The 12,704-nt window shown below is 69.7% G+C and carries 9 protein-coding genes; 5 read left to right on the forward strand and 4 right to left on the reverse strand.

What is annotated here, in order from left to right; translation table 11 throughout:
* Positions 1-67: 67 nt before the first annotated feature.
* The 4 genes from C7C56_RS11640 to C7C56_RS11655 all read right to left on the reverse strand — a co-directional run bounded on the left by C7C56_RS11640 (position 68) and on the right by C7C56_RS11655 (position 3,639).
* Positions 68-1,264: an MFS transporter gene (locus tag C7C56_RS11640; protein ID WP_106757565.1), complete on the reverse strand. Its 1,197-nt coding sequence runs from the start codon at positions 1,262-1,264 to the stop codon at positions 68-70.
* Positions 1,265-1,353: 89 nt separating this feature from the next.
* Complete coding sequence (locus C7C56_RS11645; protein ID WP_106757566.1) at positions 1,354-2,703, reverse strand: FAD-dependent oxidoreductase; 1,350 nt, start codon at positions 2,701-2,703, stop codon at positions 1,354-1,356.
* Positions 2,704-2,758: 55 nt separating this feature from the next.
* On the reverse strand, positions 2,759-3,073 hold the full coding sequence (locus C7C56_RS11650; protein WP_106757567.1) for an ArsR/SmtB family transcription factor: 315 nt from the start codon (positions 3,071-3,073) through the stop codon (positions 2,759-2,761).
* 329 nt (positions 3,074-3,402) lie between these two features.
* Positions 3,403-3,639, reverse strand: a complete 237-nt coding sequence (locus tag C7C56_RS11655; protein WP_106757568.1) for a hypothetical protein — start codon at positions 3,637-3,639, stop codon at positions 3,403-3,405.
* A 347-nt stretch (positions 3,640-3,986) separates the two neighbouring features.
* Between C7C56_RS11655 and C7C56_RS11660 the strand changes: the two genes are divergently transcribed.
* The 5 genes from C7C56_RS11660 (at position 3,987) to C7C56_RS11680 (ending at position 12,618) form a co-directional block, all read left to right on the forward strand.
* The gene (locus C7C56_RS11660; RefSeq protein ID WP_106757569.1) at positions 3,987-5,081 is read left to right on the forward strand and encodes an AI-2E family transporter; all 1,095 of its coding nucleotides are present in this window, start codon (positions 3,987-3,989) and stop codon (positions 5,079-5,081) included.
* Positions 5,082-5,131: 50 nt separating this feature from the next.
* Positions 5,132-6,019, forward strand: a complete 888-nt coding sequence (locus tag C7C56_RS11665; protein WP_181373137.1) for a YihY/virulence factor BrkB family protein — start codon at positions 5,132-5,134, stop codon at positions 6,017-6,019.
* The gene (locus C7C56_RS11670) at positions 6,016-6,369 is read left to right on the forward strand and encodes a DUF2254 family protein (protein WP_106757571.1); all 354 of its coding nucleotides are present in this window, start codon (positions 6,016-6,018) and stop codon (positions 6,367-6,369) included. Before C7C56_RS11665 ends, C7C56_RS11670 begins: the two co-directional genes overlap by 4 nt.
* A 471-nt stretch (positions 6,370-6,840) precedes the next feature.
* Positions 6,841-8,634, forward strand: coding sequence for an autotransporter assembly complex protein TamA (locus C7C56_RS11675; RefSeq protein ID WP_106757572.1), 1,794 nt, complete (start codon positions 6,841-6,843; stop codon positions 8,632-8,634).
* 12 nt (positions 8,635-8,646) lie between these two features.
* Complete coding sequence (locus C7C56_RS11680; RefSeq protein ID WP_106757573.1) at positions 8,647-12,618, forward strand: translocation/assembly module TamB domain-containing protein; 3,972 nt, start codon at positions 8,647-8,649, stop codon at positions 12,616-12,618.
* Positions 12,619-12,704: the final 86 nt, after the last annotated feature.

The raw sequence follows: 12,704 nt of genomic DNA on the forward strand, positions 1-12,704 counted from the left end.
TGTCTCATGACAATGCCCGCCAGCCGGGCCTTTGGCACGCTGTCCGCCACCCCGGTCGCGCCGCCGATCATGCCGACCGGACACCATATCGTCGGGCCGGCCGAACCGCCTGCGCGCGCAGCGCAAGCAGATAGCTGGCCAACGAGACGAGCGCCACCATCGATAAGATGCCGGTGACGAACTGCGCCGACGGGACCTCGTTCGAAACCGCCGCGACAGCGAGCGGACCGGCGGCCTTGCAGACAAGCGAAGGCGCGGCCATGGCGCCGGAGATCGCGCCGTAGTTCTCGGGCCCGAACAGCTTTTGCGGCAAGGTCCCGCGCACGATGGTGATGACACCGTTGCTCACGCCGTACAGCAGGCAGAACCCGATGGCGGCCCATGCGGCGCCACCTTCCCACAACAGCAGCAGCAAGGCCACCGGCACGATCGCGAAAATGACTGCGCCCACCACCTGGGGCGTCGCGTGGCGGGCCAATGCCATTTCGCTGATCCGGCCCGCGACCTGCATCGGGCCGATCAGGGCCGCGAAAAAGACGGCCGCCGCGACCGGATGCCCCATCCTGTGCAGCAGCGGGATCAGGTGCACCGACAGCGCCGAGAACACCAGGCTGTTGGCCGCGAACGCGCCCGCAAGGCGCCAGAACACCGGATCGCGGACCGCCTCGGAAAAGGTGTGGCTCGCTTTGGACGGCTGTGCCCCGGACGCGTCGCGCACGCGTGCCGGCAGCATGGCGTGCAGCGGCGCGCACAACAGCAGTTGGACAGCCGCGTACAGCAGGTAGGTGTCGCGCCACCCGAATTGCGTGTTCAGTTGCAGGCTCAGGGGCCAGTACAGCGTGCTGGCGAAGCCGCCGAACAGCGTCAGCACCGAGATCAGGCGCCGCGCCTGCGCCGCGTGGGCGTGGTTGATGGTCGCGAACGCAGCCTCGTACAACACCGCCCCCATCGACATGCCGACCACGCTCCAGGCCAGCAGATAGCCGGCCGCCGATTGCGCAAGGCCCAGCAGCGCCAGCCCCAACGCGGCGCACAGGGATCCGAGCGCCATCATGCGCCGCCCGCCGAACCGGTCCACCAGCATGCCGATCGGGGTCGCGCACAGGCCCGCCACGAGCAGGCTCCACGCGTACCCGCCGTAGATGATTTCGGGACGCAGCGCGAGGTCGCGCCCGATGTCGGTGGCCAGCACCGCGAACGCGTAGTAGATGCTGCCCCAGGATGCGATCTGGGTCACCGCGAGGATGCCGATCGTCTTACGCATACGTACGCCTTTCACCGGCGGCAGGCGCCGGCCGCCGGCCCGGCGGCGACGCCGGTCTTGGCGCGGCCGCAGCCAGCCTTCGCGGTCCGCTACGCGTCGGCGTCGGCCACGCAACACGCGCCGCCTCCTTCGGGCGCCGGTCCGCCGCAGCAGGCGGCTGCGGCGCCGGTGACCGGACGCGAGCTGCACACGCCGGTCTCGGGCAGTTCGAGGCGCACGTCGTCGGCCGCCACCAGGTCGCCAGCCAGCGCGGCGACGATCGAGCGCACCTGTTCATAGCCGGTCGCCATGAGGAAATTGGGCGCGCGGCCGTAGCTTTTGGCGCCGACCGCGTAATAGCCCTGCTCCGGGTGGGCCAGCTCGCGGTGGCCGTGCGGGCGCACCGTTCCGCAGCTGTGCATATTCGGGTCGATCAGGGGCGCCAGCGCGTCGGTGCTCTCCAACCAGGGGTCGAGCCGCACCCGCAGCTCGCGCGTCATCGACAGGTCCGGCCGGCCGCCGGTCGCGCCGATCACCTGGTCGATCCGAGCGATCACCGGCGTCGTGCCGTCCGCGCGCGCCTCGCCCGTGATCTGCAGGGTGCCGCCGGCGCGGACCATTTCCCGCACGCGGAAATCGAGATGCACTTCGAGCTGGCCGTTTGCCTGCAGCGTCCTGAGCCGCGCGCCCAATGCGCCGCGGGCGGGCAACTGGTCCGCCGCGCCGCCGCCGAACAGGCGCTCGAGCGAGCCGCCGCGCACCACCCAAACGATCGTCGTCGCCGGATGCCGGCCGGCCAGCTCGGCGAGGGCGATCAGATTGCCGGCGGCCGAGTGTCCGGCGCCGATCACCAGCACCCGCTTGCCGGCGTAGCGGTTCGCGGCGCCACCGAGGATGTCCGGCATGCCGTGGGCGATGCGCGCGCGCGCTTCGGACTCGCCCTGCGCCGGCAGGCCGTTCGCGCCAAGCGGATTCGGGTGCGACCAGGTGCCGGAGGCGTCGATGATCGCCTGCGCGTGCAGCTGCACCGCGCCGGCCGGGGTGTCGACCTGCAGCACGAAGGGCGCGTCCCCGCGGCCCCTGGTCTGGACCTTGTCGTGCCCCTGGCGCGACACCTGGCGCACCGAATGGCCCAGCCGGATGGCCCCCGCGAGCGCCGGCAGCGCCGCCAGCGGCGCGAGGTAGCCATCGACGATCTGGCCCGCCGTCGGCAGCGCGTCGGCATCGGGCGCGCGCCAGCCGCTTTGCGCGAGCAGCGCCACGGCGGCCCGGTCGAGGTTGTAGCGCCATGGCGAGAACATCCGGACATGGCGGTACGATTCGAGGTTGTCGGCGATGCGCGTTCCGGCTTCGAGCACGAGCGGCGTGAAGCCCGCGCGCAGCAGGTGGGCGGCGGCGGCAAGGCCGACCGGTCCGGCGCCGATCACCGCGACCGGGAGAGAGTTCAAAAGCTGTTGCATGGAGCCTCCGTGATTCGTCGAATGACGAATAAGTGAATAAAAAAAAGCAAGACCGTCAGATACCGCCCAGTGCCAACTGCAATAGCGCGAACCGCTCGCGCTCGACGCAATAGCACATGCGTTGCTCGTCGGACGCACCCGAGATCAGGCCCGCCTCCCGGAGGATGGTGACATGCTTGGAGATGGTCGATGGCGCCAGCGGCAGGATGTCGGCCAGGCTGCCGAAATAACATTGGCCGAATTGCGCCAGGTGCTTGAACAGGCGCAGGCGCGCCGGATGGCCGAGCGCTTTGCACATGAGGGCGATCTGCTCCTCGCTCAGAGCGGGCACCTCGATCGGGGCTTGCGGATCGCAGCAGGAAGTGGACATTTTACGTAATTCGTTGTTCGACGAAGGAAGAATAGCACGAAATGCCGCCCGTGGTAAAAAAGTTCGCGGCGCGCGTAGGCTCACTCCGGCAGGTGCAAACGCCGCACGTCGCGTTTGTCGATCCGCAGCGGTCGCAGGACCTACCTAGGAGGCTGTCGGACTTAGGATCGTCGGCTGCAAAAAGTGTCGGGCGGTCCATATTTCGCCGCTTTCTCGGCCAATAGCTCGCTATTGGCACTGCGAAATCGTCAAAATCTGTCCTCACCCGGCACTCTTTTGCTTCGACTCCCTAAGTCCGACAGCCTCCTAGGCCCGACAGCCTCGTCGCGCTATTGCTTCGGGGGCGGGTCGATCGACGCGCGCTTGAACGTTATTTTCTTCTGGCGCGCCTGCTCGTACTGCTCGTAGGTGGTTTCGTGGCGGGCCAGGCAGGCGCGCACCTGCTCGTGGTTGGGCATGGCCATGCAGTTGTCGCGCTCGCGATCGCGCAGCTCATCGTACATCAGGGCGCAGGCGGAACAGGCGCCAAACAGCGATAGCAGCAAGCCATTCTTTATCACTTTCATGTCGATCCCGGATGAAATTAGATGGTTAATTTACCATGATTGCGGAATGACCGGGCGGGCGGGCGGCCCGCCGCGCCAGAAAGCGCTTGATTGCAAAATTGGATGTTCGTCCTATTTCCGGCGAAAACTTGCGCCAGTCCGGGCCCGGCACGCCGCCTTGGAAACCAAAGGCGGGGCCGCCGGTCCTAATGAGAGTGCTTCTCCGAGGATAAGCCGATAAGAACAAGCCAAGAACAAGCCAAGAACAAGCCAAGAACAAGCCAAGAACAAGCCAAGAACAAGCCGACAACAAGCCGAGAACAAGCCCCAAACACCGGCCTAATTTTTTCCGCGCACACGGGAGGAACATGACAGAGCGCCCGGATCCACCCGACGACGACACCCATGCCGGCGACGCCGGCGATAGCCGCTTCATCCGGCACGCGCTGGCCTTCTACGGCATCGGCGCCGTCCTGTTGCTGGGCCTGCTGGCCCTGTGGTTCGCGGCCCATGTGCTGCTGCTGATATTCGCCAGCATTCTGGTGGCAATCTTCCTGCACAAGGCCAGCTGCGTGCTGGCGCGCCGGTTGCCTCTTTCCCGCCCGCAATCGCTGGCAATCGTCATGGCGCTGGTGCTGGCGCTGCTGGGCATCGCCGGCTATGTGCTGGTGCCGCGCGTGGCCCGGCAAAGCACGCAACTGTGGGACACCCTGCCGGCCGCCTTGCAGGGTCTGCAAGGCTATTTCACGCGCTACGAATGGATGCGGGATATTGTGCGCACGCTGCCGTCGATAGAAAAAATATTCAGCGACGCCTCGACCATCATGAATCAGGCGCGCACGCTGTTTTCCAACGTCCTGGGCGCCATCGGCAGTCTCCTGCTTATTTTTTTCCTCGGCATTTATCTCGCGGCGCAACCGCATGTGTACATCAAGGGTTTCCTGGCCCTTCTGCCAAAACCGAAACGGGCGCGCGCCCAGGCGCTGCTCGACGAGCTGGGCAACACGCTGGCGCACTGGATGATAGGAAAATTCCTCGCCATGGTCATCGTCGGCCTCGCCACCGGGACCGGACTCTACCTACTTGGGGTGCCGCTGGCCATCACCCTCGGCGTGATCGCCGGGCTGCTCGATTTCATTCCCTACCTCGGCCCCATTCTTGCGGGCATTCCCGCGGTGCTCATCGCCTTCACCCACGGTCCCGTGATGGCGCTGTATGTGATGTTTCTCATCCTGGCGGTGCAGCTGCTCGAAAGCTATCTGCTCACGCCGCTGGTGGAACGGCGCGCCGTATCGTTGCCGCCGGCGTTGACGATCTCGATGCAGGTGCTGCTGGGCTTGCCGTTCGGCTTGATCGGCGTGGCCCTGGCGACCCCGTTGACGGCGGCGCTGTTCGTGGTGGTCACCATGTTGTATGTGCACGATGTGCTGGGCGACCGGATCGAACCGCCGCGTCGACACTGATGGCGCGGCGGGCACGGACGGGCCGCCCCCCAATTGCGCGAAAGGACGGCATGCACACGGCGCTGAACTACGCCATCAGCTTCTATACCCTGATCAAGCAATCGATCCAGGCGTTCTCCCGGCACGACATGAGCATCTATGCCGCCGCGCTGGCGTTCCATGTGCTTTTCTCGCTGTTCCCGTTTATTATTTTCCTCATCGCGCTGGTCAGTTTTTTTGAACTGCCGACGTTTTTCGACTGGCTCAGGCTGCAGGCGCAGGCCTTGCTGCCGCCCTCGGCCATGACACAGGTACACATGGTCATCAGCGAACTCGCGCTTCCGCCAAGGGGCTTGTTGTCGACCGGCGTGGCGGTCGCGCTCTGGGTCGCCTCGCGCGGCGTGCGCTGCCTGATGACGGCGCTCAACATCGCCTACGGCGCCAAGCGCCCCAGGCCCACCCTGAGGCGGTACACGCTGTCGATTTTGTACACGGTGGGCATGGCCGTCATGCTGCTCGCCGCCGCCGCCCTGCTGGTGCTCGGGCCGCAAGCGATGCAATGGCTGGCGCTGCAGGTGGGCCTGGAGCGGTTTTTCGTCGTGCTGTGGAGCGCACTGCGCTGGCCCGCGCTGATCGTGCTGTTCATCCTGGCGCTGGCCGTCGTCTACCATGCCGGCCCCAACGTGCACCACCGCTTCCGTCTGATATCGGCCGGCTCGGTGCTGTCGGTCGGCGTGTGGGTCGCCATCTCGCTCGCCTTCGAGTTCTACGTGCAGAACTTCGCCAACTATAACGTGATGTACGGCAGCATCGGCACCGTCATCGCCCTGCTGCTCTACCTGTATATATTGGCCGCGGTATTGCTTTTTGGGGCAGAGGTCAACGCGGTGATCGAGCGTGCGCCGTCCGTGCCGGCCGCGCCGGGCGTCGAACAACGACAAAGTGGAGGTGCCGCTTGAACAAGGTCGTGCGCGTTTGGCAAAATATCGGCAACAGCCTGTGGTTCATCCCGGCCGTCATCATGGTCCTGGCCGTGGTGCTGGCCCTGTTCGCGATCGAGGCCGACTCGAGAATCAGCGCCGAATTCCCGCGGCGCTGGCCGCGCGTGTTCGGCACCAGCACGGACGGCGCGCGCGGCGTGCTGCAAGTGATCGCCAGCGCCATACTCACGGTGGCGGGCCTGACCTTCTCGATCACGGTGCTGGTGCTATCGCTGGCCGCGTCGCAATACGCGCCGCGCGTCATTCGGACCTTCATGAGCAAGCGTCCCACCCAGATGGTGGGCGCGCCAAAAGGCCAGGTGCGCTGATCACGCCCTCCGGTGATCGGTCGGCCGCGGCGCGTACTAACCGGCAAGAACCAAATTTATCGCGCACGATCGAAAAGATGCCCCTGCCCCTGCCCCTGAAGGGAAATTCGGGAGATTCGCTGGGCATGCGGCGGAAATATGGCGAGCCGGTGTAGCGCCAACCAATCATTTCAGCCGGCACCGTGCGCTTGTTGAATTGAGGGGCAGGAAAGAAGAAGTAGAAAAAGAAGAAGAAGAAGAAGACGAAGAAGACGTTTGCACGGCGACGCTGGTGGGACAAGACAAAGGCGGCAAGCGTTCACACGCCGGGCGCGGCTTGGCGGCTGGCTCAATGCTTGCGCGTTTCGTGGCGCGCGGGACTTGACGCGCGTGGCATGGAAATCTAAGCTCGTTTGCGGTGGCGCCGGCATTGCCGGTGCGGCCGGACGCCCGCCCGCCCGCGCGTTCGCGGAGCATTCAGGAGATGACCCGATGGTCTGTACAGACAAGCCGAACAGGCGCTGGACTTACCGCGCGGCGCATTTGCTAGCCGGCATCGCGCTCGCCGCCGCGGTCCAGCCGGCACTGGCCGCGTTCATTGTCGAGCTCGACGTTCCGGCCGACCTGCGCGAGCCGCTGACCGAGCACCTCGACCTGCTGCGCTACCGCGACCGCGACGACATCGACGCGCAACAGCTCGACTTCATGGTCGGCGCCGCGCCAGAACAGGTGCAGCGCCTGGTCTCGACGGCCGGCTACTTCTCCCCCAAAACGACGGTGCGCGTCGAGCGGCGCAACGGCAACGTCGTCGTCCTGCTGGCCGTCGACCCCGGGCTGCGGACCGCCGTCGCCAGGCTCGACATCGGCGTGCGCGGCGCGGCGGCAACACGTTCGCCCGAGCAAATCGAGCGCCTGCGCCGGGACTGGGACTTGCCGGTCGGGGCGCCATTCCGGCAAGCGGCGTGGGCCGATGCCAAACAAGAAGGCCTGAACGTCCTGCGCGCGCGGCGCTACGCGGCGGCGCGCATCGCCGGCTCCGAAGCGGTCATCAACGCCGACCGCCAGCAGGCCTGGCTCGGCGTCACCTACGACAGCGGCCCGCTGTTCAGCATCGGACCCACCGTCGTCGATGGCGCCCGGCGCTACCCGGCCTCGATCGCCGAGAACCTCAACCCGCTCGCGCGCGGCGAAGACTACAACCTCGACCGTTTGCGCGAGTACCAGCGCCAACTGCTGCGCACGCCCTATTACAGCCACGCCACCGTCGACATCGGGCGCGACCCGGCCCTGGCCGGCGCCGCCCCGGTGCTGGTGGAGCTGACCGAGAACCCCCTGCAACGCCTGCGCGCCGGCATAGGCTACACCAGCGACACCGGCGCGTCCCTGTCGGGCCTGTACTCGCACAACAGCCTGTGGCGCCCGGGCCTGGCCTTCGAGAGCGAGCTGGTGCTCGAACAGCGCCGCCAGCTGGCGCGCGCCGCGCTGGCGTTGCCGCCGCGGCCGGGCGGGTTCATCCTCAGCGTGCGCGCCTTCACCGAGCAGACCAGGCTCGAAGGCGTCGAACAGCTCTCGCGCCAGATCGGCGTGCAGCGCGCCCGGCACGGCGAACGGCGCGACACCGAATACGCCCTGACCTACTACCGCGACCGGCTCAAACGGCTCGACGACGCCGAGTTGCCCGCCGACGTGGTCGTCCTTCCCGGCGACCACCAGGCCACCGTGGCCAGTGTCGCCCGGACCTGGCGCCGCGTCGACGACCCCGTCTTCCCGCGCTCCGGCTACACCGTCTCGGCCCAGCTCGGCGCGGCGCTCAAGGGCTTGCTGACCGACCAGAGCTTCGTGCGCGGCTACGCGAGCGCCAACTTTTACCGGCCGCTGGGCCGGCGCCACCTGCTGCTGCTGCGCGGCGAGGCCGGCGCGCTCGGCACCAAGGGCGGCAACGCCGCCATCCCCGCCTCGCTGCTGTTCCGGGCCGGCGGCACCGGTTCGGTGCGCGGCTACAAATTCCGGAGCATCGGCACGGTCCGCGAAGGCCGCCTCTATCCGGCCAAGTTCCTCGTCACCGCCAGCGCCGAGTACCAGCACTGGTTCCGTCCCGCCTGGGGCGGCGCGGTGTTCTACGACGTCGGCCTGGCCACCGACCGCTGGCGCGACAAGGACCTGTTCCACGCGGTCGGCGCCGGGGTGCGCTGGCGCACCCCGGTCGGCAGGCTGCGGGTCGATCTCGCCTACGGCTTGCGCAACAAGGAGATCCGCCCGCATCTTTCACTCGGCGTCGCCTTCTAAGGAGCTACCGCAATGGACACCACGCAAGAAACCGCATCCGGCCCCGCGCCCCGCGGACCTCCCCGCGGCGCCCGGCTGCGGCGCGCCGCGCTCTGGACCCTCGCCGGGCTCGGCGTGCTCGCCGTGGTGCTGGCCGGCGCCGCGCTGTTCGCCCTCAAAACCGAAACGGGGGCGGTGCTGGCCTGGCGCGCGGCCGTGCGCGCGGCGCCCGGAAACCTGTCCGGCAGGGTCGTCGGCGGCACGCTCGACGGTGGTGTGGCGCTGCGCGACGTCGTCTACCGCGACGACGGCCTGCGCATCGCGGTTGACCGGCTCGAGGCGCGCTGGGAGTTGCTGCGCTCCCCCCTGCTTCTGCATGTGCGCTTCGCGCGCGCCGGCCGGGTCGACGTGACGCTGCCGCCGGGCGACGATCAACCCGCGCGACTGCCGGCGCGCCTCACCCTGCCCTTCGCCCTCAAGCTGGACCGACTCAGCATCAACACCCTTTCGCTGCTGCGCGACGGACGGCGCGACCAGTTCCGCGGCATTGTCGCGCACGGCCGCTCCGACGGCAGCCGGCACGCGCTGGTGCTCGAGCGCGCCGCCACGCCCTACGGCAACGTGGCCACCAGGCTGACACTGAACGGCCTGGCGCCATACGGCGTCGACGGCGCGGCGGTGCTGACCACCACGCACCGCGAACAGTCGTACCGGGTCGAGGCCACGCTTGGCGGGACCCTGCGCGCGCTGGACCTGCGGCTGCGGGCCGAGGGCGGGGAACTCGACGCGAGCGCCCAGGTCGGCCTTGCCCCGTTCGCCGATGTGGCGCTCCAACATCTTCGGCTCGAGGCGGCGCGTTTCGATCCGCGCGTGGTCAATCCGGCGTGGCCGGCGGCGCAGCTAAGCCTGCGCGCCGAGCTCAAGCCGGTGAAGGGTCCGGCTGCGGCGGGCGCCACGGGGTTTCCCGAGGTCGCCGGTAGGCTCGCGCTGACCAATGCGCGGCCGGGGCCGTTCGACACCGGCAGGGTCCCGCTGGCCGGCGCGACCGCGCGGATCAGCATCGGGCCGTCGCAGACCCGGCTGACCGACCTTGAAGCGCGACTGGGCGCGGGCGGCACCGTGCGGGGCGAGGCCGTGTTCAACACCGGCGGCGGCGGCGCGGCGGCACTGCGGGCGCGCAAGCTGGACTTGCGCTCGCTCCATTCCGGGCTCGGCCACACGCGGCTCGACGGCCCGGTCAGGATCGAACTGGCCGAGGGCGTGCAGCACGTCCGGCTGGCCTTGCAACAACCGTCGCTGGGCATCGAGGCGCGGCTCGAGGCCAACGCCGCGCGCTTCGCCCTGCGCGAGGGGCGGCTGCGCGCGGGGCGCGGCGAAATCGCCCTCGGCGGCACGCTCGGGCGCGGGGCGCGGCGCCCGTTCTCGGTCAGTGGCAAGCTGGCCCAATTCAACCCGGCGGCATTCGCGCCCGCGCTGGCGGCGGCGGGCATGGCGGCCAAGAACATCCCCCCGGCCCGCATCAACGCACGCTTCGACGCCGAGGGCGCGCTCGCACCCGCGCTGGCGGCGCTCCTGCGCTTCAACATCGACGACAGCAGCTACAACGGGCAGCCGCTGCGCGGCGGCGGCGTCGTGTCGCTGGCGCCCGGCCGCCTGCTCTCGAGCGACGCCCAGATCGTCGTCGCCGGCAACCGCGCGCGCATCCGGGGCGGCTTTGGCGCCGCCTCCGACAAGCTGGCATTCGACATCGACGCGCCGGCGATCGGGCGCCTCGGCTACGGCCTCGCCGGCGCCGTCGATGCGCAAGGCACGGTCGCCGGCCCGCCCGGGCGGCCGACCATCGATGCCACGGTGAAAGGGCGCGGCCTTGTCTTCGGCAACTACCGCGCCGCCGCCGTCTCCGCCAAGATCCGCGCCGGCGGCCTGGCGGCCGCGCCCGGCACGCCGCTGCTGCTCGCGCTCGACGCCGAGGGCCTGCGCGGCCCGTTGGCGGCGATCGACAGCGCCTTCCTGCGGCTCGAAGGCAGTTACGGAAAGCACGCGCTCGACGCGCGCCTGCGCGGCACGCTCCGGAAGCGCCCGCTGCAACTGCGGGCGAGCGCCACCGGCGCCCTCGAACGGCGCGCCCAAGGCCCCGCCTGGCGCGGCACCATCACCCGTTTCGACAGTCCCGGCGCGCCCCGCGTCGCCCTGCTAAGCCCGCTCGAGGTGACGCTCGCCCCCGGACGGATCGCACTCGGCGCGGCGCAGATGCGCGTCGCCGGCGCAGCCGTCGCGCTGGGCGGGCTGGTCTACAGCGACGCCGTGGTCCGCTCGGAGGGCGGTTTCACGGGGCTCGACCTGGGCCACGTGCTCGACTTGCGCAGGCAGTTCACGGGCCGCGACGCGCCATTCGGCACCGACCTGGTGGTCGATGGCCGCTGGCGGCTGGCGCTGGCCGGGCGCGCCGACGGCGTGATCCGCCTGAGCCGGCGCAGCGGCGACCTGCGCAGCCGCGCCGGCACCGCGCTGGGCGTCGACGCCCTCGTCGTGCAGGCCCGTCTCGACGGCAGACGGGTCGCGCTCGACGCGAAGCTCGACACCCGCCGCTTCGGCAGCGCCGCCGCCACCGGCCAAATCGGCCTGCTCCCCGCCGGCGGCCGGCTCGCCGTCCTGCCGGCGTCCCCGGTCGATGGCACGCTGCGCGTGTCGCTGGCACGGCTGCAGACGCTCGGCGCGCTTGCCGGACCCCGCGTCGCCGTCTCCGGCAACGCCGGCGCGGTCGTGACGGCCGCCGGGACGCTCGGCCGGCCGCGCCTCTACGGCGTCATGACGGGCGAGCAAATCGGCCTGACGCTGTACGACTACGGTTTGCGCCTGCGCGACGGCAGCCTGCGGCTGCGCCTGGCCGACGGCGCGGTCGTGCTCGAGCGGGCCGTGTTCCGGGGCGGCGACGGCACCTTGCGCGCCAGCGGGCGCTTCCCGCTCGAGCCCGCCGACGCCGCTCCGGCCGTATCGGTCGTGGCCGACGAGCTCCAGGTGCTCGGCGGCCCCAACGGCACGCTGACCCTGTCGGGCAAGGCCGGCGCCGTCAACCGCGGCGGCCGGATGCTGGTCGAGGGCAGCTTCGTCGTCGACCGCGCGCGCCTGAGCCTTCCGGCCAAAACCGCGCCAAGCCTGGGGGACGACGTGGTCGTCATACGCGGGGGTGAAATCGCGCCGGGGGGCCCGTCGCCGCCGTGGGCGGGCCCGGCCGGCGCATTCGCGCCCGCCATCGCGCTGCGCATCGGACTGGGCGACGATTTCCACTTCGAGGGCAGCGGCGCCGACCTGCATCTCGCGGGCCAGTTGCTCGTCACGCGGGCGCCAGCCGAACAATTGCAGGTCAGGGGCACGGTCCGGGTGCTCGAGGGCCGCTACGAGGCGTTCGGCACCGAACTCGAGATCGAAAGGGGCATCATCAGCTTCCAGGGCCCGCCGGGCAACCCCGGCATCAACATCCTGGCCACGCGCGCCGGGCGCGACGTCGAGGCCGGCGTGCGCCTCACCGGCACGGTGCGCCAACCCCGGGCGCAGCTGGTCTCCGAGCCCCCCGTGTCGGAGGCCGAGGCGCTGTCGCGACTGGTGTTGGGGCACAGCGGCGAAGGCGACGCCGGCGGCCTCGGGGCCGGCGCCGCGCAGGCGCTCGGGCTGGGCCTGCTCAACCGCTTTGTCGGCACCCGGGCCGCCGAGGGCCTCGGCCTCGACGAACTGTCGATCGGCGGCGGCACGCTCGGCGGCGGCAACGACCAGGTCGTCAATGTGGGCAAGGAGATTTCCGAACGCCTCTACCTGGCGTACGAGCAAAGCCTGAGCGGCAGCGGCAGCGTCCTGATGCTCACCTACGAGCTGAGCCGGCTGTGGTCGGTGGTGGTGTTCGGGGGCACGGTCGGCGGCGTCGAGGTGCTCTACGACCGGCATTTCGACCAGTTGCGGCCCAGGCGCGGCGGCGGCGCCAGGGGCCAGGGGTTGGCGGCCAGTGATTAGGGGCCGAGGGCGCCACGTCCGGGGAAAGCGACCATGGAAAACCTTCCCACCGCGCTTGCCCCGGCCCCTGGCCCCGGCCCTTGGCG

This window comes from Massilia glaciei (assembly GCF_003011895.2).
GTDB classification, from domain to species: domain Bacteria; phylum Pseudomonadota; class Gammaproteobacteria; order Burkholderiales; family Burkholderiaceae_D; genus Telluria_A; species Telluria_A glaciei.